We start from the raw sequence: 20,740 nt of genomic DNA on the forward strand, positions 1-20,740 counted from the left end.
ACACGTCGCCTCGGGCGCCTGAGCGTGATCCCAGGCTCTTAGTGGATGAAGAAATCGAGCTCGAGCGTCATGAAGTTGATGCCCGTCATTCGCGTTTCTTCGTACAAACCTTCGCGGAGGATATCGATCTGGTGCTCTCTGGCCGAGGTGAGGACCTCGTCAGGCCTCATCGTCCCGACGAAGGCTCCGCTCCCGTCGGCCGGGGGCGACACCAGTTGGAACCTCTCTCCATCGTCGCTGCGAAAGAGCTTGATGCCAGCGACGAAGTCCACGTAAGGGCGGCGCTCGACGAAATCGACGATGCTGTTGGCGTAAATCCTCCCGCCGATGGCGAGCTCAGCGCCCTCGGCGTAGGCCCAGGGAGCGAGAAAGCGGTTGAGATCGTCGTTGAGCCGCTGGGTGTAGTAGGCGTCGTTGCCGTCGGCCCGGAAGCGCACGCCGAGGCGGACGCGGACGGCCACGTAGTGGGCGTTCACGACCGCGATCGAGGCGGAGGCGGGGGCCCGCGCCGAGAGGTGCTCCCGCACGTCCGCGAGCAGGCTCGCCGGCGCCTTGGGCTCGAAGGGATCGGCCGGCAGCTTGTTCCGGACATCGGGGATAATGACGACCTTTACCTTCCCGGGCTCGCCGAGCGTCGCCGGGACGCACTTGGCCCGGTAGATCTCCGGAAACCGATCGAGGACCAGCCGCTCGTGGTCCCACACGGTGAGCGCGCGCTGCTTGTGGCGGAGGCGCTCGCTGACGCGCGTGGCCCAGGTGTCCGCGCCCTCCGCCGTCCGGCCTCCGTAGGACGCGTAGGGCTGGCGCACGCCCGCGATCTCCGGGATCGCCGAGCTCAGCCTGGTGATGGTCCCGGCGGGGAGGGGCTCGCTGAAGTGATCCGGCGCGTTGTCGTGGTTGACGAAGGTGGCTGTCACCGCCTGGGTGTGGACCGCTAGGGTGTCACAGAGGCTCCGTGGGTCCCGCTCCACGGCGGCGCGGATCCAGTAGAGATCGCCGCGCAGACAGGTGCTGGGCTCCGCCGGGTCGAGGGCGAGCTCGACGATCCCGGAGTTGGTGAGGCCGCGGGTCGTGTCCGAGATCAGACGGTGCCCGAGGGGGATCCAGCGGTCGCCGCTCAGGTAGCTGAAGCTGACGGGCCGCGGCGGCAGATCCGGGTTGGCGCTGCCCTCCGCCATCTGGAAGAGGATGGAGACGGTCTGGGGCGGGGAGAGGTCGCGCAGGCCGAGGTAGAGCTCGCCGTCGTTCTCGTACCTGGGCAGGAAGGAGAGGCCGGCGCTCGATCGCGCTCTCTCCCCGTCACAGGCGCCGAAGGGATGAACGTGGAACACCCGATCGACGCCCGCGGCCCGCGGCGCGCCGTCGAAGCGGAGCTCCAGCGAGGACGCGTAATCGAGGGTCAGGCTCTTCAGCTTCGGCGTGTAAGGCGGGTTTATCTGGTACTGCGCGGCGTTGACCGCCGCGGGGTTACTGGCGACAGCAACCGACAGGGCGAGCGCCTTGCTCGAGGCCACCACGGGGTAGCTCCCGTGCTGGAAATCCGGGGCGTTCAGCTCCCATTGCAGGTAGCGCCGCGACGTCGACAGGTCCTGATCGGGCGAGCCCTCGACGAGCGCCTGGGGGTCGGCCGCCGCGGCCGCGGTGAGGGCGGTGGTGACGGTGATCGAGGTCGGATCGGAGCTCTTCGCGCCGAAGAGCGGCGCTGCCTTGACGAGCTCCGTCGCCCCGCGCCGGTCAATCAAGCTGACCTTGGCGGTGAAGGCGAAAGGGGCAGCCGGATAGTTGGCGTAGTGAGACGCGAGGTTCGCCGGCGCTCCCATCCACTGGAAGCTCGTGGCCAGGCTGTCGAGCTTCTTGCCTGCGATCTCGGGGTGTCCGATGAGGAGGCGCGATCCGACGGCCGGCGCGCTGCCGAATGGCTCGAAGGGCTTCTTCGCGTCCAACGTCATCTCGTCGTTCTGGAGCGCAATGGCCCTGAGCCCTTGGACCTCCACCTTGAGGTGTGCCGACACCATCAGGAGGTCGCCGAGCTCCCGGTAGCGGACCACGTACTTCTGGTCTGCCCCGCTCCAGATCGGCCGGAGCATCAACCGCAAGACGGGCCACGGGCTGTCCATCCCGGCGAGCCCCGCAGGCGGCGCCGCGATCGGGTCGACGCCGGGCGGCAGGGTCAACGTGAATCGAGCTCCCAGGGGGTCGTCCTCGGACGTCGTGCCGGTCAGAGCCTTGTACGAACCGATCTGCACCCCGACGGAAGAGCACTCGACCCAGCCCTTGGCGGTGCTGAGCTGGAAGAGCAGCGGATGCTCTCCGCCCTTGAGAAAGAGGTCCTCGAGGGGGGTGCGCGCGGGGCTGAAACCCAGGGTGAGCGTGATGACGCGCTGGCCTTCGCCGAGCACCAGCAGCGGAGAGCAGAGGGCCCAGCCGAGGACGGGCTGCGGAGCGGGGCCCGCGCTCGAGGAGGGCCGCGCCGCCCCGAAGGTGGCCCACGCGGGAGCGCCTCCCGCGGTGACCGGCGGGCGGATGGACACCGTGGTGGCGTCCTCCGCCGGGAACAGGTTGAACCACTCCTCCTTCTCCGCCGGCGGCTCGCCGAGCCGATTGCGCTCGGCGATCTCCAGGAGGGCATAGATCTGCTCCCAGTCGCCCGCCGCCGCGGACGCCTGGAGCTTGGCGAGATCCGGCTTGCCGAGGTAGGACTCGAGGCGGTCCATCGCGGCGGGATCGTCCTCCGGGCTCGGGTCCTCACCGAGCACGTACCGGATCAGGTCCACCAGGCGCGCCGGCGGCGTGGACTCGTGGAGCCGCCGGAGCTCGTCTCTGCGGTCCTTGCGGAGCTTCTCCCGGTGGGCCTCTTCGAGGATCGAAAAGACCTGGCTCCAGTCGCCCTGCCGCGTGTCGAGGACCTCGCCCATGGCCATGGCGAAGCTCTCCGCCGGCATGTAGAAGTACCCCTCGAGCACGAGGACCTCTCCCCAGTACGCCTCGATGCCGTCCGTGCCGACAGCAGCCTTCGCGTTGTCGGCGAAGGCCGTGACGTCGGCGGGCAACAGCCGGTAGTCGGGATCGTTCCGCTTCTTCTGCCCGGCGCTCTCGAGGATGCGATTGATCGCGCCCCACGCGGCGTCGAACCGCCTCTTGAGCTGCATCATCCGTTCGAAGTCGGCGAGCGCGAAGTACAGCGTCCCCTGGATGAACGCCTGGACGTCGCCGCGCGCCCGGTGCTCGTAGAGATCATCTACGGTGCTCACCTGGGCGAGCGTGCCGTAGGAGAAAGGCCCCACGGCCTCCTGGAGGTTCGCCTCCAGGTCCCGCGAGCTCCGGGCGAGCGCGAACGGAGCGCCCCTCTTCTTCGTGCCGGCGAGCTCCAGCGCGGCGTAGATCTCGTCCCACTCGGAGGGCGTCTCCGCGCGCTCCTTGCTCTGCTCCATCAGATCGCGCAGCGTGGGGGGCGACATGAAGAAGTCGCTGTCCGAGCGCTTCACGAGGTCGCGAAGGCTCGTCAGCTTGGCGAAGTCGACCGGCTGACCGGAGCCGGGATAGGGCGGAAGCGGGCCTCCGACCGCGAGAGCGAACATCGCCTCGCACGCCCGCGGCTTGTCGTTCGCGTGGCCGCTCGATATCTCCCGGAGCCCCACGCGCCGTCGATCGATGAAGAGGGAGCTGATCGTTTCGACCTGCGTCCGGTTGACGACGAGATCCCGATCGGTCGCATAGATCCGGGCTCGTCCAAGGCTGTCCGGGCCCGCGTCGAGGCGCGTCCCAGCGGGCAGCAGGGCCTCCCGGCCGCGGGAAGCGAGCTCGACGATCAGGTTCACCCGATCCGGGACGGGCGGCCTCCGGGCCATCCGCAGGACCTGGCGATAGTAGAAGTCGAGGTGCCGTCCTGTCAGCGTGTTGAGCTCGGCCCGCGACTTCTCGAGGAGCTGCAGGAACGCGAGGAAGAGAACGAAATGCGGCCGGTAGAGCTCGGGCGCGGCCTCGGGGGTGAACCTCTCGGGATCCCGGAGGAACGCCGCGACGTCCTCGGGCCGGAGCTTCGAGCCGACGAAGTCGCTCCAGTCGCCCTCCGGCTGACCGCCGGCGCCGTGGTACGTGAGCTCCTTGCCGTAGGCGCGCGCGAACGAAAGGAGCTCCGCGGACGTTCGCTCGTCCACCGAGGCGTAGCCGGGATCGAGCGCGGCGAGCGCGCGCCCCGCCTGGCTCGTACCGTCGCGCTCTGCGCCCGCAGGCTCTCTCGACGTGCTCGACATGGATGGCTCTGCCTTTCAGGTTCCCTTGAAGATCTTGTTGGTCGTCGTGAACATGCCCTTGCCCTGGTACTTCAGGGTCGAGTCCGGGATCGGCGGCCCCGGCCCCTTCGGCGGCTGCTTCGCCGGGTTCTGGACCTCGAACGTCGCCTCGAACGTGGTCCCTTTCAGGAGGACCGCCTTGTCGCCGGTCCTGGTCTTCTTCGCCTTCTGATCGCTCCCGAGAGCGGAGATCTTCAGCGTCCCCTTGCCCGCGATGGAGTACCCCGGAATCACGTAAGAGCAGTTGGCGACCGAGACCTCGCCCTCGTCGCCTTCGACGCAGAGCTTCTTCCCTTTCAGCGTCCCTGGGCCGCTCCCCTTCAGCTCTCCAGGCCTGGGATGGACGAGCGCGGGCGTGAAGCTGGGCAGGAAGATCGCCTTGTCGCCGTCGACGAGGATGAGCCTTTTTTCCTCGGGGCTCTTGAGCTTCTTTTTCTTCATGGCGCGCTCACCACCCGGGGAGGGTCGCCTCCGTGAGATAGAACGGGAAGACCATGTTGAAGCGCGAGTTCGTATCCCTGACGGTGTAGTTGACCGCGATGAGCACGCAGCCCGGCTGGGTGTCGCTCGCCGCGACGTCGATCCGATCAACCTGGATCCGGGGCTCGTGCTCGAGGATCGCGTCCGAGACGAGCCGCTCGATGGTGTTGATCAGGCCCTGATCCAGCTCCTCGAACACCAGGCTCGCGAGGTCGCAGCCGAACGTCTCCGCGAGGACCCGCTCGCCCGGCGAGGTCCCCATCAGGATCTGCAGGCTCTGCTGGACGTCGGCGGAGCCGGAGACCATCTCCACGTCAGCGCCGCCGCGGCTGAACGAGGGCGGGAAGGCCCAGCCTCGACCGAGGAAAGAGCTCTCAGGTCGCATCCGGCTCCTCCTGCGCGGGCTTGGCGGCGAGCTGCTGACTCGCCTGCTGCTGCACCTTGGCGACCAGCGCGTAGACCCTGGCGAACGGGAGCAGCCCCACCCCCTCCAGGATCAGGTTCACCTCGTCCACCGTCACGGAGAGATGGATCTCCCTCACCTCCTGTCCTGATCGGCTCATTGGATGTCGACCCCCTTGCCGCTGATCGTGACGTTGCCCTTCTCGCTCTTGATCTCGATGCCGTCCTTACCCATGGTGATCGAATTCTCGTGCTGGTCGGAGAGGACGATCGATCCTGCGCCGTCGTCGATGAGCAGCTTGTTCTTGTTGGCCGTCTCGATGGACACCGACGCCTTGTTCTCGCCGGGGTCGAGGAGCTGTATCTTCGTCCCGAACTTGGTGACGATCCCTCTCTTGTCGTTCTTTTTGCTGGGCTTTCCCATCGTCTCCGGGGGCGCGTTCTTCGACCCGAAGAGGGCCCCAAGGATCACGGGGCGGCGCGGATCGTCGTTGAAGAAGCCCACCACCACCTCGTCCTTGGGCTCCGGCCGGAAGAAGTACCCGCGCTCCTTGCCTGCGTCGGGCGAGGCGAGCCGGGCCCAGACAGCCTTGTCCTGCTTCGCGTCGACCCCGGGGAGGACGACCTTGACCCGGAGCTCCTCGTCGGGATCGTCCTCGAAATCTGCGACGACGCCGATCTGCAGCCCGCTCACCGCGGGCAGGAGCCCAGCCGCCGGCGCCTCGCGGAACTCCTCCTTGCGGGAGAGCTCCTCGGGCGAGAGCCCGAACTGCACGTCCGTCCGCCAGCCCGACGCGTCGACCCGGTGGCGGAGCCCCGTCACCAGCGTCGTGCCGTTGAATCGCTTGCCGACCCCCGCGACCTCCATGACGTCGAGCGGCTTGATGCCGGCGAAGCCCGGGACCGCGATGCGCCCGCGAAGCAGCGCCATCCGGCTCCTCGCCATGCGGGCATCGGCCCAGGCCTGGAGCTCCTCCGCGGCGACGGGGACCGGGTGGGAGAGCGTGCAGGTGCCGTTGCCGACCGCGTCGCCGAGCTTGCCCCCGTCGAGGTTCCCCTGGGTGGCGCGGATGCTCTTCGCCTTGCTGGCCGCGGTGGGCTTCTGCTCCTTCACGTCCCAGGCGACGCTCTCCACGGCGCGGTGCTGGTGCTCGGCGTCGGCCTCGATCTCGACGTCGAAGATCTCGGTGATGCCATAAGCGAAGCGGTGCCTGGGCGCGCCTTCGATCTCCATCTTCCGGAGCGAGATCTCGCCGTCCTCGACGACCACGAGGAGGCCGAGCGCGCCGGCCCGTGAGAGGATGAAGTCCCACGGCGTGGCGTGGTATTGCACCATCTCCGCGTGCTCCGGCCTGGTCTCGGCGATGGTGCCGACCTCGAGCTTCGCCGCCTCGATCAGCTGCTTCACGATCGCGCCGTCGGTCATCTTCCGGAAGACGGCGCTCCGCCGCGCTCCGGTCAGCTTGACGGCGGCGTCCTTGAGCCCGATCACCAGGACCGAGCCGTCGTCGCTAGCCTCCACCCCGTGCCGCACCACCACCCCCTTGAAGACGCACCGGTCTTCTTCCCCCTCGTACCGGAGCTTGATCTCGATCTTCGCCCCCGGCTCGAAGAAGCCCGTATCGCTGATAGCGAACGCCTGCTGCGCGGCGTCGCCGTCGAGCACGCGCAGCTCCGCTCGGGGGATCCGGTCGACCTCTCTCCGGATGTCGATGGAGAGGAGCTCGTAGGCCGGGTCCATCGGCTTGCCGTCGCTGAGGATAGTAGGAGTCACCGCGGGCATGGCGTCATCTATCCTTCCCCGGAGGTGCCGGCGCCCAGGTTGGCGAGCGGCGGAAAGAAGATCTCCTGGCCGGGGATCAGGCTCCTGAAGTTGTCCAGGCGGTTCCACCGCGCGACGTCCAGGTAGCGGGCGGACGAGCCATAGATGTCCTTGGTCAGGAGCGGCAGCGTGTCCCCGCCGCGCACGATCCGGCTGTGGGTCAGATCCGGCGATGTCTTGCCCTCCTCCCTGGCGCGCGCCTTGGCGGCCTTGTCGTAGATCAGCGTCACCTGGAGCTCGGCGCGGAGCGGGGTGCCGTCGCGCTCGAACGCGGTGTACTTGATGTCGACCGCGGAGAGGCGACAGGAGAAGATCAGCGAGCCCCACTCCACGAGGAGGTAATTGGGCTCATGGATGACCCCGTTATAATGAAAGGTGACGTCGAGGAACGCCTTCACGCGATCCTTCACGCTCTTCCGCACAGGCGCGAGGATCCCCATCGACTCCACGCCGGTGCCGTCGACCACCAGGGTGAGCGTGAGCTCGCGCGGCTCGCTCCGGCTATACGAGAGCTGCGGTCCGCTGGAGCCCACCCCCTGCTTGGCCCCCCAGGTGATCGCGTAGCGCTGCGAGAACGACGCCGGGTTGAACATCGCCTCGAACGGCGCCGCGGTCGGCTGCCGGCGCTCGACGTCCTTGAAGGCCTTGATCTTGAGCTTCTCGAGCTTGAAGAGGTTCAGTCCCACGATCATCTCTCCTTCGACGCCTTGAGGACCCGGAGGACCTCCTTGACCGCCGCCTCGATCACGGCCTCCTGCCCGGCGGCGTCGGGCGCGGCGGCGCGCGCGCGCGGCGCCCCCTCCGGGGGCGCGACGACGGCGCGGATCACCAGCTCTTTGATCTCCACAGGCATGGTCATACCTTCATGATCTGCATCCGGGCGTAGGTGAGCTCGAGCGACTCGATGAGCAGCTCCTTCGGCTCGGCGGCGAGGTCGGCGATCGACCACTTGACCGGATAGGCTCTGGAGAAGAACCATGCCGACACCGGGGTGTACGCCTCGCTGAAGAGGGTCACGAGGACGTTCGAGGGGGCGAATTTGAAGAGGGACATGGCTGTGTCGAAGTCGAGGCGCAGCGGCGAGCTCGCCACCATACCGCGCTCCAACACCAGGTTGCCGTACTCGACCCTCGAGGGCAGCGGCTGGGTGTAGAGGTTCTGTCCGCCCTCCTCGAGCGGCGTCGTCTTCACTGTCGCCGAGAGCCCAGTCACCTTCTTGAAGCGGACGTCGAGCGCGTTTGGCGCCACGCCGCCGGCGAAGAAGAAGACGCCGAAGCGGAAGTTCACGAACATCTCGCTCTGCGGAGCGAGCTCCGGAATAGCAGCGCTCATGATCCTGACCTCCACCCCTTCGGTCCGGGGCCCGGGGCGCCGCGCGGCGGATCCGCGCGGGGCCCCGGATCTCGGCCGGAGGGACCGCCGCTCTCGCGAACGTCAGAGCCTGACAACGGAGACCTCCCTGACCTGCAGCTCGAGCGTGTCCACGACGACGTCGTTCGTGGCGGCGCTGAAGGCCGGCGCCTTGAGGCTGACGGGTACCGCGACGGCGACCTTCCAGGCGAGCACCGCCGCGCCCGTCGCGTCACAGAGGCTGACCTCCATGCTCCGGCTGTCGCGCTTCTCCAGCCAGTTGAACAGGAACAGCGGATCTGCCCCGAGGACGGTGCCGCGCTTGCAGGTGACAGACGTGAAGCGCTTGGAGTTGAACGTCATGATCACGGGGCCCTCCTGGAAGCTCAGGCCGTGCGCGTACGTCACGTGCTCGCGCTCGGCCGCGAGACCCGAGACCTCGGTGAAGCTCATCGAGGCCTCGCCCACCTTCACGCGGAAGTTGTACGCAGCGAGCGGGTAGCTCGTCCGCTGGTTGTCCGTCGACTGGGCCATCGCGCCGCTCTACGCCTCTTCGATCAGGATCGCGTCCGCCATCAGCTCCATGCTCTCGATGGCGGCCTCGTTGGACGATGCCGTGAAGGTGGGCGCGTCGAGCCTCGTGGGGAAGGCGTTCTGGACCTTCCAGCTGATCACCGCGTCGCCCTTCTCGTCGCAGAGGCGGACGTAGATGTCCTTCTTCTCGACCTGGTTCACCTGGATCGCGCTGATCCAGGCGTAGAGCGTGGCGACGCTGGTCTTCTTGACGATGCCCTTCTTCAGCGTGAGCGTCGGCGCGGTGGGCTGCGCCGGCATGTTCATCACCACCGGACCGGGCGCCGCCCCGCCGGTGGGGCTCTCCTTGTAGGTCGTCGTCTCGCGCTTGATGCTGAGCCCGGAGATCTCCGAGAAGCCGACCGCGGCGCCCGCGATCTCGACTCGATAGTTGTACGACGGGAGAGGATACGCGGTCACGATCTCGCTCTTGGTCAGTGCCATGGCCTAGGCCTCCTGCAGCTTGTGAGAGAAGCGAAGGACGACGAACTCGGCCGGTCGCACGGCCGCGATCCCGATCTCGACGATCATTCGCCCCTCGAGGATGTCCTGGTTGGTCATCGTCTTGCCCAGGCCCACGTTGACGAAGTAGGCCGCCGCCGGAGAGGCCCCGGCCAGGGCGCCGCGCTCCCAGAGGCTGTAGAGGAAGCTCTCGATCATCCCCTTGACCTTCAGCCAGGTCGTCATGTCGTTGGGCTCGAAGACCGCGAAGGAGGTCGCCTTTCGGGCCGACTCCTCGATCATGATGAAGAGCCGCCGGACCGGGATGTACCGCCACTCGTTGTCGTTGCCGGCCAGGGTCCTCGCCCCCCAGACGATGGTCCCCTTGCCGGTGAACGCGCGCACGGCGTTGATCGATTTACCCGCCGTCGGATCGACGTTGAGGGCATCCTGAGCGTCGTTGGTGATCTTCAGCACCGGCCCGATGACGGCCGCGACGCTGACGTTGGCGGGAGCCTTCCATACGCCGCGATCCCGGTCGACGCTGGCGTAGATGCCCGCGACCGCCGCGCTCGGCGGGAGGACGACCCGCTCGGCCGTCAGCCTGGCCTTGACCTGCTGATAGGTCGCCGTCTGGCTCGACTTGATGGTGTCGAGGGTGACCCCGGTCGCCGCCCCGCCCTGGATGGTGACGCCCGCGTCGGCGTACGCGTAGCTCAGGGAGGTCTGGAGGTACGGGTAGTAGGCGGCGCCGTAGGCCAGGTTGCTCGTCCCGATCTCGTCGCGGAACACGTCGATGTCCTTCTTGCCCGGCGCCGCGTCCTTCTTGACGTCGAAGATCGCAAAGCGATCCCCCAGCTTGTGGCACTGGGCAAGGGCCGCCTGGCACACCTCGTGGTAGTCCGCGGCGGCGAGGCTCACGGCGTCGGTCAAGACGATCAGCGTCGGCTCGTCCTCCTTCTCGAGCAGCAGAAGGCCGTCGGCGATCTTGTCCTTGGCGGGCGGTGACGCGTAGTCTCCGACAGAGACGACATAACATCTCCCGCCCCCGTTCTTGAAGTAGTGGCTCACAGCGTAGTACAGCAAGAACCCGGTATCGGAGCTCCGCGTCACCCCGGTCACCTGGGACGCGGCGTCCACCGTGACCGTAAAGGTCGCGAGATTGGGCCCGCCGAAGAGCTGCTCGTACTCGAGCATCGTGCTCACCTGGGCGATCGACGGGCTCTTCGGGCCCTTCTCGGTATATCCTATGAAGGCGGGGATCGCAGTGGAGACCTCCGCCACGGAGGGCGGCAGGGTCGACACCTCTTCCACGTAAACACCGGGCGTCTTATAAGCAGGCATTGTTCCTCGATCTCAGGGGGTTTGAAACGGTTGCGCTCGATACTTGATGATCTGAAACAGCAGATCCTCCTTTGCAGCGCTCTGCATCGACGGATTGGGCAGCGGGCCCGCCACGCGGTCGGGGCCGAGCCGGAGCTCGAGGCTCCTCCTCGGCTCTGCGCGAGCGGCGACGGGCTGATCGGAGACGAAGCACACGCAGCGCATCCCGGGATACCGACTGGCAATCTGCGCTGCGACCGGGTCCACAGGATCGAGGGTCACGGCGCTGAAGCGCAGCGCGCCGGTGGCCCCGGCGGGCGAGGCGTCCACCACGGCGAGCTCGCCCGCGGCCGGCGTCAGGTCGGTGACGCAGTAGTAGGCCCATCGCGCCTGCCTGGCCGGGAAGCTGACCTGGAAACGGGCGGGCTGCGGCGCGCTCCCGGGGCGGATCTCGACGGCCGCGAAGACGCCCGGCGGGAGCCGCGGCCGCGCCGGGTCGGCGGGGGCTAACCGCAGCTCGCCGTCGGTCCCAGCGCCGGCGTCCGTGAAGACCGGCGCCGAGCGCCCGCGGACGCCGGTGAGGTCGGTGACGACGGCGAAGTCGCCGCCCCGGACCATGATGTAAAAGAGCAGCGCCGCGTCCGCCGGGAGCGGGAGGAACGGCTGTCCCGTGGGGTCGAGCGGAGAGAGGACCCGGACGCCCTGGGAGCTCGATCGCCAGAGACAGCGATGATCGCGGAGCAGGCGCGCCGTGGCGTCGCTCGGCTCGATCGAGAGGGCCGGACACCGGAGGTCGGTGTAGAACGCGTGCCGCAAGAGCACCTCGATGATCGCGACGTGCTTCACTGGCTGATCCTCAGCACCGGATCGCTGATCTGCGGTGCGCTGAGGCCGTCCTTGTCCTGGAAGACGGCCATCCGGACCTTGTAGAGGAGCGAAGGCTGATACGCGCTCCGAAGCATGCCCCAGAGCTGGTTCAGCTCGGAGAGGGGGAGCGTCAAGAGCTCCATGGTGAGCTTCTCGATCCTGTCGCTCAGCGCCGGCGTGTTCTCGTGGTCGAGGACCCGGCGGCCCTGGAAGAACTGCAGGATCAGCGAGATGCACCGCAGGCCTTGCTCGTACTCTTTGAAGCGGGCGGCGAAGAGGACGTAAGCGTTTATCTGGATCGCCGGCTGGACGCGCTGCGTGGTGCCGTCCGCCAGCGTCAACCGGAACGGGTCGGCCGGTCGCAGCGTGTGATCCTCCTCGAGGTTGACCAGGAGGAGCGTGACGGCTCCGAGCTTGAGCTCGAGGCTGTCCACCTTCTCGCTGTCGAGGAAGACGACCGGCCCCTGGTCGGGCACTGGGCCGCGCCAGCCCGAGCTCGCGGTCAGGTGCTCGTTCACCGTGTTCCTGAGAAGGACGAGGATGTCGCTGATCACGGCTGACGACTCCTGGAGCTCTGAACTTGTCCCGCTCTCATTGGCTCTCATCCTTGAAGATCTCGGGTCAGCGCATCCGCGGCGCGACGCCTGAACGTCAGGCTCCGTCGAGCGGATCGCCACGATGGAACAGCGCTTCGATGCCCGCGGACGACGCGCTGGGTCCTCCGCCGGCGCCGTTCTCGACCTCCGTAGTACCCACGGTCGGTCGCATTGACAACTTAAGCCATTTTAAGAAGCCTCGTATTTAGCGGCGTGACCGGGGCGTGTCGTGGCACCGTTCGCGCAGCGGTTCTGGAGCGAGGAGGAGCGCCGCGGCTCGACGGGTATGGCAAGGATGACCAAGATCGTGGAGAACGCTGCTGATCTCGAGCGGGAGCTGAGTTGGTTTCGCAGCGTGCTGGAGGCGCGGATGAAGCTCCATTTCGGCAAGGACGCGATCGAGGGGAGCGTGCTCGACATCGCGCCGCCCGACCTCGGCGGGTCGAGCTCGGAGTACGCCGGCTTCGTGCGGCGCCATCAGCTCTCCTTCGTCGAGCGCCTCGCCCTGGTGCTCGCCCTGGTCCCGCACCTGCGGCCGCAGCTCCTCGACGTCTGCTTCGGCCGCGACACCGCCGTGGATCGGAGGCTCACCGAGTTCGGCGGCGCCCAGCTCGGCTTCGACGGCGAGCTCCTGCCCACGGCCGAGACGCTGGCGTTCCTCCTCGGCGGTGACGACCTCGCGCTCCGGTTCTCGGTGCAGCTCCTCCTGGATCCAGAGCACCTCTTCGCCAGGCACGACGTCCTCAGGCTCGGGGGCGGCGACGGCGTGACGCCGATGAAGGCTCCCCTCCGGATCTCGGAGGAGCTGCTCTGTCTCTTCACCACCGGCCAGCCGCGGCGGCTCGGCTGCGGGCCCGGCTTTCCCGCCCAGCGGATCGAGACGCGCCTCGGCTGGGAGGACGTGGTGCTGCAGCCCAGCACCCGCAAGCACCTCGAGGAAATCGAGACCTGGATCGAGCACGGAGAGACGTTGATGGCGGACTGGGGCATGGCCGGGAAGCTGCGCCCCGGCCACCGCAGCCTCTTCTATGGCCCGCCGGGCACGGGCAAGACGATGACGGCCTGCCTGCTCGGCAAGTCCACCGGCCGTGAGGTCTACAAGGTGGATATCTCCCTGGTGGTGTCGAAGTACCTCGGGGAGACGGAGAAGAACCTCGGCCGGGTCTTCGACCAGGCCGAGCGCAGGGGCTGGATCCTGTTCTTCGACGAGGCCGACGCGCTCTTCGGCAAGCGCAGCGAGACGCGCGACGCGCACGACCGTTACGCCAACCAGCAGGTCTCCTTCCTCCTCCAGCGCATCGAGACCTTCGACGGGCTCGCGGTCCTGGCGTCCAACCTGCGCGACAACCTCGACGACGCCTTTGCGCGGCGGTTCGAGTCGATCATCTACTTTCCGATGCCGCGCGCCGAGGAGCGCGCGCGGCTGTGGCGGCAGGGGCTCTCGCCCAGGGCGAGGCTCGACGGCGCCGTGGACCTCGAGAAGATCGCGCGCGAGCACGCGCTCGCGGGGGGCGCGATCATGAACGTGATCCGCTACGCCTCGCTCCAGGCCTTGAGAGAGGGCGGTCGTCCCCTCACGGTAGACGACCTCCTGCAGGGCATCCGGAAGGAGTATGCCAAGCAGGGGAAGGCGGGTTGAGCGGACGCTCGCGCGACACGCCCCGTCACGCCGCCGAAGCCGAGGTGCATTAAAATAGCTTAAGTTGTCAGCGCGACCGACGACGGGTACGACCGACGGCGAGATGGCACCGACGGAAGGACGATGGCGTCGTCCGCGGGGCCTCGAAGCGCCGTTCCATGGGGGCGATCCGCTCGACGGAGCCTGGCGCAGAATGGACAAAGGAGATAGAAATCATGCCCCTCACGCTCAGCACGACCATGACTCAGATTTCCGCCGTCTCTTACCCTACTGGAGGCCGCCCCGATATCTGGGGGGTTGATGGCGCCCAGAACATCTTCCATTACACCGGAAGTAGCTGGACGCAGATCCCTGGCTCGCTCGTCCAGGTGAGCGCCTCCTCTGACGGGACGGTGTGGGGAGTCAACGCGGCGGGCAACGTGTACAAGTACAACGGAACAAACCCCTGGGTCCAGATGCCCGGCTCGCTGGTTCAGGTGGCCGTTGGGGTCAACAACGGGTCTGGGGTCTGGGGGGTCAACGCGGCGGGCAACGTGTTGCAGTACAATGCGAGCACGAATTCCTGGAGCACGCTCAATGGCGGCGGGATGAAGCAGGTGAGTGCCTTCTGGAACTCACCGGGGAGGAATTGGTACCTGATGGGACTCACTACTTCTGGAAACATGTGCCAGTACACCTTCGCGACCAACAGCTGGAACTCCCCCATCCCCAACAACCATACCAGTGGAACCCTGGCCCAGGTGGCGTCTGCAGGTGCCATGACGTTCTATAGCCTCGATTCGGCCGGCAATACGTGGATGTATCAGGGCGCACCCGATTGGTGGTACCAGCTGGACTTGCTCCCGAAGGCAAAGTCTATCAGTTGCCCTTCCGATTACTCCTTTGCGCTCATCGACACCACCGGGAAGACCATCGTGTATGATTCGAGTGGTGGCTGACACTGCAGCCGTCCTCGAGGCAGCGACCGATCCCCTGGCGGGACGGCGCTGCTCCGACGCTCACGACGTCCGGCGCGGCCTCTCGTGAACGCGTTGCTCCTTAATTTCTCTTAAGCTGACAAAACGCGGCGTCGTCCGTTTCATGGCAGGTATGCCCGTGCCAGCGGAAGAACACATGAATCAGGATGAGCCCGTCGCGTTCGGCGGCTCGTCGTCGGTGACGGTGGGCGTCTCTCTTCGTACGCGGCTCAGCCCCGGCGAACCACCGAGGCGCGCGATACAGGCCTTGCTGCGGTCGGTGGGCAAGGCCCTGTCCGCCCATTTCGAGGGCCGCGCGACGGCGCGCCTCGACGCCGAGAGCGCCACGGCCACGGTGACCCTGCGGATCCCCGAACCGGAGGGCAGCACCAAGGTGTGCGAGCTCTCGATCACCCTGCTCGCCGACGAGCTCACCCAGGACGAAGAGCTCGTGGTCGTCCCACGGATCCGCGCCGAGATCTACCGCCGGAAGGACGATATCGACTGGCTCGCCAGCGACGCGTCGGCGGACGTCGACCAGCTCGCCGGCGAGATAGAGGACGTCCTCTCGGCCGTCTCGCCCTGATCGCGGCCACGGCGCGCTCGAAGGAGATCAACCGTGAAGATTGACGATGACAGAAGGCGCTCACCGATCCGCCTCGCGATCGCGGCGCTGGCCGCGGTCCCGCTCGCGGCGTGCGCGAGCACGGCGACGGTCACGCTCGACAAGGCGATCAAGGACCTCGCGCCGGACTACCGCGCGCGGACGCCGGCGAGCGGCTCCGCGAGCCTCGGACGCCGGCTGCTCGGGGACCAGCCCGAGACCAACGCCTGCTTCGACGGCGACCATGGCACGGCGGCGCCGAGCTGGTCGAAGGTGACGCTCTACTACGGGGACGTGCTCGACGGGAAGCTCTCCGGCGACTTCGGCGCAGCCGTCAAGGTCGCCTCCTCGGCCGGCGTGTCCTCGAAGCGGAGCGCGAACATCACGCTGACGGACCTCGTGGAGAGCAGGCTCTCGGCGGTGTACCTCGACGCGAGCGGCGCGTGCACCAGCCTGTTCGCCGAGACCGGGACGAGCTACGTCAGGGTGCTGACGCGCGCGATCAAGGCGGGGACGCTCGAGGTGGCGGCCGAGCAGGCGGTCGCCGCGACCCTGGCGATCGACGCCTCCTCGATCGGAGGGACCTCCGTGAGCGCGTCGAGCGCGTCGGGCCGCAAGCTCCAGGGGACCTCGCTCTTCTTCGCGGACTATCCCGAGTGCTTCAGCGTGGTTTACCAGAAGAAAGACTGCGCCGGCTCGGCCGTGGGTCCGGGCAACGTCTGCGATCTCGACGCGTGCTCGTTCAACATCGCGGCGCTCGACACCGGCCGCGCGGCCTGGAAGGGGAAGCTCTCGTGCGAGGGCGGCGCGTCGATCGATCTCGGCGGCACCCTCGGCGAGTGGGGAGAGGCGCAGAAGACGGCGCCCGGCGTCACCTACAACGTCCGCGTGCTCAAGGGAGCCTTCCTGGGGACGGCGAACATCGATCTCCGTCGCTGGGTGACCCGCTCGGAGTCGCCCGACAAGTGCGCGCCCCCCGGGAGCGCGCCACACCCGGGTCGATCGCGAGCCCCGGAGCAACCTTTGGATCCTTAAGAACCAATAAGGTGTTCGCGCCGAATCCATCTGTTACTCGCTCTCGCTGCCCCGCAATGCAGAACCCCTTTCCAGGTCCGCAACCTTACCGCGCTTCCGATCGTGATCGCTTTTACGGGCGAGGCGACCTCGCCTACCGGCTCGAGGCATCCATCCTCGCCAACCGCTGCGTCACCGTCTTCGGGCCGTCCGGCGCGGGCAAGTCCTCCCTGGTGCAGGCGGCGGTCCTCCCGTCGCTCATCGAGAAGCAGGAGATCCGCGTGGCGCGGGTCGACGCCTGGCCCGAGGATCAGGACCCGACGCGCTGGCTCGCGGACGCGGTGTACGGCGCCCTCGGCCTCGGCGACCGGCCGGCCGGCGCCTCGCCCGCGGACGCGCTGCTCACGGCGGCGCAGCGCGCGGCGCGGGGGTCGCCGCGGCTCGCCGTCGTCTACCTCGATCAGATCGAGCAGCTGCTCTACGCGACGCGCGGCGCGGCCGAGGCCGAGGCGCTCTTCGACTGCGTGGACCGCCTCGCCGGGCTGCCCACCCGCAACCTGCGCCTGGTGCTGTCGCTCCGCGAGGACTACCTCGGCCGCTTCCGCGGTCGGCTGCGCGAGCACCGCCGGCTCCTCGATCACGGCTTCCGCGTCGGCCCGCTCACGGTCGGCGAGCTCTGCGAGGCCGTCTGCCAGGCGGCCGCCGCCGGCGAGCCGCCGCAGGCGTGGGCGCCGGCGGACATGCGCCCGCTCCTGCTCCAGGTGCGCGTGCCCGGCCAGGCCGCGGGCGACGAGGCCGAGGCGCAGGCCGCGTACGCGCAGATCGTGTGCCGCGCGCTCTTCGAGCAGCGCGCGAACGGGGGAGCGGCGGCCTATGCGGTCGAGGCCGAGGCCATCCTGCGACGGTACCTGGAGGCGACGCTCGCCAGCCTCGGCGCGCTGCGCGGCGGGGCCGAGCGGCTGCTCGAGGATCACCTGGTGACGGCGGACGGCAGCCGCACGCTGCGCACCGAGAAGGAGCTGCTCCGGATCCTCCCCGCGGACGAGCTCGGGCCGGCGCTGAAGGCGCTGGAGGGGGCGGCCATCCTCCACGCGGCGGAGCACCAGGGGAGCCGGTACTTCGAGATCGGCCACGACTGGCTAGCGCGCGAGGTCTTCGATCAGCGGCAGCAGCGCCGGCACCTGGAGGCGCGGCGGCGCGAGCGGGCCGAGGCGGAGGCGAGGCTCGCCGAGGAGCGCGGGCGGCGGCGCCGCTCCGCCGCCGTCGCCGGGGCGGCGCTCGTTGTCGCGGCCGGCGCGGCGGCGCTCGGCTCGGTGGCGTACGGCCAGAAGCTCCGCGCGGATCGCCTGCGCGTCGAGGAGGTCCGGGCTCGACGCGAGGCCGACCGGCAGCGGGACGTCGCGGAGGAGCGGCGCTCCGAGGCGCACGACGCCAGGATCCTCGCGGGCTTCCGCGAGCTCGCGGTGCGCGCGCAGCTCCCGCTGGCGATGAAGCTCCTGCCCGAGGCGGAGCTGCCAGCCATGCGCCGCGGCTGGATCGAGCTGGCGAGCGACGCCCTCAACACGAATGCGCTCCGCGCGACCCTCCGCGGACACGCGGGCGCCCTCGCCGCGGCCGTGTGGAGCCCCGACGGCGCGCGCGTGCTCACGGCCTCGGCCGACGGCACCGCGCGCGTGTGGCGCGCCGACGGCACCGGCCAGCCCGTGGTGCTGGAGGGCGGCGGCGGGGCCATCCTCGCGGCCGCGTGGAGCCCCGACGGCGAGCGCGCGCTCGCGGGCTCGGAGGACGGCACCGCGCGCGTGTGGCGCGCGGACGGCGCTGGTCAGCCCGTGGTGCTGAGGGGCCACCGCGGCGCCGTCACCGCGGTGGCCGCGAGCCCGGACGGCGCGCGCGTGCTCACGGCCTCGGCGGACGGCACCGCGCGCGTGTGGCGCGCCGACGGCGAGGGCGCTCCGGTCGTCCTCACAGGCCACCGCGGCCGCATCAACGCGGCCGCATGGAGCCCCGACGGCGCGCGCGTCGTCACCGCCTCCGACGACCGGACGGCGCGCGTCTGGCTGATCGCGAAGGGCAGGAGCCGCGTCCTGAGCGGGCACACCGGCGAGGTGATCTCCGTGGCCGTGAGCCCCGACGGCGCGCGCGTCGTCACCGGCTCGCGCGACCGGACGGCGCGCGTCGTCACGCTGGCCGGCGCCGGCGCGCCCGTGGTGCTCGCCGGGCACGAGGACAGCGTCCTGCACGCGGCCGTGAGCCCCGACGGCCTGCGCGTGGCCACCGCCTCGGCCGATCGGACCGTGCGCGTCTGGAGCGCCGCCGGCGACGCCGAGCCGGTCGTGCTCTCCGGCCACGCGCTCGCCGTGACCTTCGTCTCGTGGCGCCCCGACGGCAAGTACGTCGCCAGCGCCTCCGCGGACAGGACGGCGCGCCTCTGGCCGGCGGACGGCAGCGGCCCGCCGCTCGTCCTGGTCGGGCACCGCGCGCCGCTCCGCTCCGCGGCGTGGAGCCCCGACGGCGCGCGCGTCGTCACCGCGGCGTCCGATCCGTGGGAGCGCTCGTCCGACCGCACCGCGAAGGTGTGGAGCGCCGAGCCGCTCCGGGCGATGCCGCACCGGCGTCGCGACCTCGGCTTCTTCCACGCGGCGTCCATCGTGGAAGGCGGCGAGCGCGTCGTCGCGGCCTACGAGGACCGGACGGCGTGCGTCTTCCGGGTCGACGGCGAGGGCGAGCCCGTCGTGATCCGGGGTCACGAGGGGTGGGTGGCGAGCGCGGCGCTGAGCTCCGGCGGCACGCGCGTCGTCACGGCCTCGTTCGATCGCACGGCGCGCGTATGGAGCGCCGACGGCAAGGGCGAGCCCGTCGTGCTGAGGGGCCACGAGGCCGAGGTGCGCGCCGCCGTGATGAGCCCTGACGGCGAGCGCGTCGTGACGGCGTCCGACGACGGGACGGCGCGGGTGTGGAGCGCCGACGGCGAGGGCGAGCCCGTCGTGCTGCGCGGGCACGAGGACTGGCTCACCTCGGCCGCGTGGAGCCCTGACGGCGCCCGCGTGCTCACCACGTCGCTCGACCACACCGCGCGGGTGTGGAGCGCGCGCGGCGAGGGCGAGCCCGTCGTGCTGCGCGGGCACGGCGGCGGCGTGCACGCCGGCGCGTGGAGCCCTGACGGCGAGCGCGTCGTGACGGCGTCCGACGACGGGACGGCGCGGGTGTGGAGCGCCGACGGCGAGGGCGAGCCCGTCGTGCTGCGCGGGCACGACGGCGCGGTCCTTCGCGTCCTCTTCAGCCCCGACGGCGAGCGCGTGGTCACGTCGTCGGCCGACGCCGCCGTCCGCCTCTGGAGCGCTGCCGGCGAGGGCGCGCCCATCGTGCTCGGATCGTCGGCGCCGGTCATCTCGCTGGCCTTCCTCGACGGAGGGCAACGGCTGATGACCGTCGCCATGGACAACGGCATTCACACCTGGAGCATCGACGTGGACACCCTGAAGAGACGCCTGCTGACCGCGCATACCGATTGCCTGCCGCCGTACATGCGCGTCACCTACCTCGGCGAGACCGTGTCCGCGGCCCGGGATCGGCACGCGGCGTGCGAGCGCTCGTACCAGCGCGCGCCGCTCCTCGCGGAGGGCCGGGGGCGATGATGGCGCGCGACACGGCCGCGGCGGCGGCGCTGGTGCTCCTGTCGTCCCTGGGCGCGTGCGGGCAGCCCGACGTCGAGGAGGGCGGAGCGGAGCCGGCGACGTCTGCCCTCGAGATCGCCGGCGAGACCCGCGCCCCAGCGGCGGCGCGGCCGACGGCGCACAGGCTCGGCGCCGGCGAGCGCCGGGTGAAGCTGCTCGTCCTGCCCGCCGACGCCGTCGTCGAGGTCGACGGCGTCCCGATGCGGCGGCGGGACGGCGTCATCGAGCTCTCGGGCAAGTTCGGGCAGGCGCACCGGGTGCGCGTCTCCAGGGGGGCACAGCACGGCGAGACGACCGTGACCCTCACGGACGCCGGCGCCTCGCCGCCCTCGCTCGATCTCGCCGCGCTGGCGCGGGCGGCGCGCCGCTCCGGGCGCAGCCTCCTCCCGGCCGCGTCCGCCGAGCCGCCGGCCGCCGAAGCCGTCGACCCCGCCGCGCCGGAGCTCGCCGGGACGCCGGAGCTGGCGCTCGAGTCCATGTTGCCCGGTGTCGCCGCCGAGCACGACGCGCTGGCGGGTCACATGGCGATGGATCCGCCGCTTGAATCCGCGCTGGGCGCTGCGCTCGCCGGCGCGCGGCCGAGCGAGGGTCCGGCGTGCGTCTGTCCCCCGGCGGCGCAGGTCACCCCCAGGTGCCCGATCGGTGCGGCCGCGGAGGTGCACGGCAAGCCGCGCAGCGGCGTGCTGGCCGGAGATTCCTTCGAATGA

General features: G+C 69.6%; 19 protein-coding genes. 6 read left to right on the top strand and 13 right to left on the bottom strand.

What is annotated here, in order from left to right; genetic code table 11:
- Positions 1-38: 38 nt before the first annotated feature.
- The 13 genes from WME82_RS24160 to WME82_RS24220 form a co-directional block, all read right to left on the bottom strand.
- A complete protein-coding gene (locus WME82_RS24160) occupies positions 39-4,253 on the bottom strand; it encodes a baseplate J/gp47 family protein (protein ID WP_438044721.1) in 4,215 nt (1,404 codons plus the stop codon).
- Between the two features lie 15 nt (positions 4,254-4,268).
- On the bottom strand, positions 4,269-4,733 hold the full coding sequence (locus WME82_RS24165; protein WP_438044722.1) for a hypothetical protein: 465 nt from the start codon (positions 4,731-4,733) through the stop codon (positions 4,269-4,271).
- Between the two features lie 7 nt (positions 4,734-4,740).
- Entirely contained in the window at positions 4,741-5,157 is a 417-nt protein-coding gene (locus WME82_RS24170; protein ID WP_438044723.1) for a GPW/gp25 family protein, read from the bottom strand.
- Positions 5,147-5,335 (bottom strand): hypothetical protein, encoded by a 189-nt coding sequence (locus WME82_RS24175; RefSeq protein ID WP_438044724.1) that lies wholly within the window; start codon positions 5,333-5,335, stop codon positions 5,147-5,149. The genes WME82_RS24170 and WME82_RS24175 overlap by 11 nt, the downstream gene beginning before the upstream one ends.
- A complete protein-coding gene (vgrG, locus tag WME82_RS24180) occupies positions 5,332-6,957 on the bottom strand; it encodes a type VI secretion system tip protein VgrG (RefSeq protein WP_438044725.1) in 1,626 nt (541 codons plus the stop codon). The genes WME82_RS24175 and vgrG overlap by 4 nt, the downstream gene beginning before the upstream one ends.
- An 8-nt stretch (positions 6,958-6,965) precedes the next feature.
- Positions 6,966-7,682, bottom strand: a complete 717-nt coding sequence (locus WME82_RS24185) for a CIS tube protein (protein ID WP_438044726.1) — start codon at positions 7,680-7,682, stop codon at positions 6,966-6,968.
- A 2-nt stretch (positions 7,683-7,684) separates the two neighbouring features.
- Positions 7,685-7,855 carry a DUF5908 family protein gene (locus WME82_RS24190; RefSeq protein WP_207217499.1) on the bottom strand — a complete coding sequence of 57 codons (171 nt, stop codon included), beginning with the start codon at positions 7,853-7,855 and terminating at the stop codon, positions 7,685-7,687.
- On the bottom strand, positions 7,852-8,328 hold the full coding sequence (locus tag WME82_RS24195) for a phage tail protein (RefSeq protein WP_438044727.1): 477 nt from the start codon (positions 8,326-8,328) through the stop codon (positions 7,852-7,854). Before WME82_RS24195 ends, WME82_RS24190 begins: the two co-directional genes overlap by 4 nt.
- 102 nt (positions 8,329-8,430) lie before the next feature.
- Positions 8,431-8,880, bottom strand: coding sequence for a phage tail protein (locus tag WME82_RS24200; protein ID WP_438044728.1), 450 nt, complete (start codon positions 8,878-8,880; stop codon positions 8,431-8,433).
- Positions 8,881-8,889: 9 nt separating this feature from the next.
- Positions 8,890-9,363: a phage tail protein gene (locus WME82_RS24205; RefSeq protein WP_437604671.1), complete on the bottom strand. Its 474-nt coding sequence runs from the start codon at positions 9,361-9,363 to the stop codon at positions 8,890-8,892.
- Between the two features lie 3 nt (positions 9,364-9,366).
- A complete protein-coding gene (locus tag WME82_RS24210; protein ID WP_438044729.1) occupies positions 9,367-10,704 on the bottom strand; it encodes a phage tail sheath family protein in 1,338 nt (445 codons plus the stop codon).
- A gap of 12 nt (positions 10,705-10,716) precedes the next feature.
- On the bottom strand, positions 10,717-11,529 hold the full coding sequence (locus WME82_RS24215; RefSeq protein ID WP_438044730.1) for a hypothetical protein: 813 nt from the start codon (positions 11,527-11,529) through the stop codon (positions 10,717-10,719).
- Complete coding sequence (locus tag WME82_RS24220) at positions 11,526-12,104, bottom strand: DUF4255 domain-containing protein (protein WP_438044731.1); 579 nt, start codon at positions 12,102-12,104, stop codon at positions 11,526-11,528. Before WME82_RS24220 ends, WME82_RS24215 begins: the two co-directional genes overlap by 4 nt.
- A gap of 349 nt (positions 12,105-12,453) precedes the next feature.
- Between WME82_RS24220 and WME82_RS24225 the strand changes: the two genes are divergently transcribed.
- From WME82_RS24225 to WME82_RS24250, 6 genes are all read left to right on the top strand, one after another.
- Complete coding sequence (locus WME82_RS24225) at positions 12,454-13,785, top strand: ATP-binding protein (protein WP_438044732.1); 1,332 nt, start codon at positions 12,454-12,456, stop codon at positions 13,783-13,785.
- A 215-nt stretch (positions 13,786-14,000) separates the two neighbouring features.
- A complete protein-coding gene (locus WME82_RS24230; RefSeq protein ID WP_438044733.1) occupies positions 14,001-14,723 on the top strand; it encodes a tectonin domain-containing protein in 723 nt (240 codons plus the stop codon).
- 175 nt (positions 14,724-14,898) lie between these two features.
- Positions 14,899-15,327, top strand: a complete 429-nt coding sequence (locus WME82_RS24235) for a hypothetical protein (RefSeq protein WP_438044734.1) — start codon at positions 14,899-14,901, stop codon at positions 15,325-15,327.
- Positions 15,328-15,360: 33 nt separating this feature from the next.
- On the top strand, positions 15,361-16,380 hold the full coding sequence (locus WME82_RS24240; protein ID WP_438044735.1) for a hypothetical protein: 1,020 nt from the start codon (positions 15,361-15,363) through the stop codon (positions 16,378-16,380).
- Positions 16,381-16,436: 56 nt separating this feature from the next.
- Entirely contained in the window at positions 16,437-19,994 is a 3,558-nt protein-coding gene (locus tag WME82_RS24245) for an nSTAND1 domain-containing NTPase (RefSeq protein WP_438044736.1), read from the top strand.
- Complete coding sequence (locus tag WME82_RS24250; protein WP_438044737.1) at positions 19,991-20,740, top strand: hypothetical protein; 750 nt, start codon at positions 19,991-19,993, stop codon at positions 20,738-20,740. Before WME82_RS24245 ends, WME82_RS24250 begins: the two co-directional genes overlap by 4 nt.

Source organism: Sorangium sp. So ce128 (genome assembly GCF_051525245.1).
In the GTDB taxonomy this organism is placed as follows: domain Bacteria; phylum Myxococcota_A; class Polyangia; order Polyangiales; family Polyangiaceae; genus Sorangium; species Sorangium cellulosum_B.

Coding starts and splice junctions, on each gene's coding strand:
- WME82_RS24160 (WP_438044721.1), bottom strand. CDS start 4,253: ATGTCGAGCACGTCGAGAGAGCCTGCGGGCGCAGAGCGCGACGGTACG.
- WME82_RS24165 (WP_438044722.1), bottom strand. CDS start 4,733: ATGAAGAAAAAGAAGCTCAAGAGCCCCGAGGAAAAAAGGCTCATCCTC.
- WME82_RS24170 (WP_438044723.1), bottom strand. CDS start 5,157: ATGCGACCTGAGAGCTCTTTCCTCGGTCGAGGCTGGGCCTTCCCGCCC.
- WME82_RS24175 (WP_438044724.1), bottom strand. CDS start 5,335: ATGAGCCGATCAGGACAGGAGGTGAGGGAGATCCATCTCTCCGTGACG.
- vgrG (WP_438044725.1), bottom strand. CDS start 6,957: ATGCCCGCGGTGACTCCTACTATCCTCAGCGACGGCAAGCCGATGGAC.
- WME82_RS24190 (WP_207217499.1), bottom strand. CDS start 7,855: ATGACCATGCCTGTGGAGATCAAAGAGCTGGTGATCCGCGCCGTCGTC.
- WME82_RS24195 (WP_438044727.1), bottom strand. CDS start 8,328: ATGAGCGCTGCTATTCCGGAGCTCGCTCCGCAGAGCGAGATGTTCGTG.
- WME82_RS24200 (WP_438044728.1), bottom strand. CDS start 8,880: ATGGCCCAGTCGACGGACAACCAGCGGACGAGCTACCCGCTCGCTGCG.
- WME82_RS24205 (WP_437604671.1), bottom strand. CDS start 9,363: ATGGCACTGACCAAGAGCGAGATCGTGACCGCGTATCCTCTCCCGTCG.
- WME82_RS24210 (WP_438044729.1), bottom strand. CDS start 10,704: ATGCCTGCTTATAAGACGCCCGGTGTTTACGTGGAAGAGGTGTCGACC.
- WME82_RS24230 (WP_438044733.1), top strand. CDS start 14,001: ATGCCCCTCACGCTCAGCACGACCATGACTCAGATTTCCGCCGTCTCT.
- WME82_RS24235 (WP_438044734.1), top strand. CDS start 14,899: ATGAATCAGGATGAGCCCGTCGCGTTCGGCGGCTCGTCGTCGGTGACG.
- WME82_RS24245 (WP_438044736.1), top strand. CDS start 16,437: ATGCAGAACCCCTTTCCAGGTCCGCAACCTTACCGCGCTTCCGATCGT.
- WME82_RS24250 (WP_438044737.1), top strand. CDS start 19,991: ATGATGGCGCGCGACACGGCCGCGGCGGCGGCGCTGGTGCTCCTGTCG.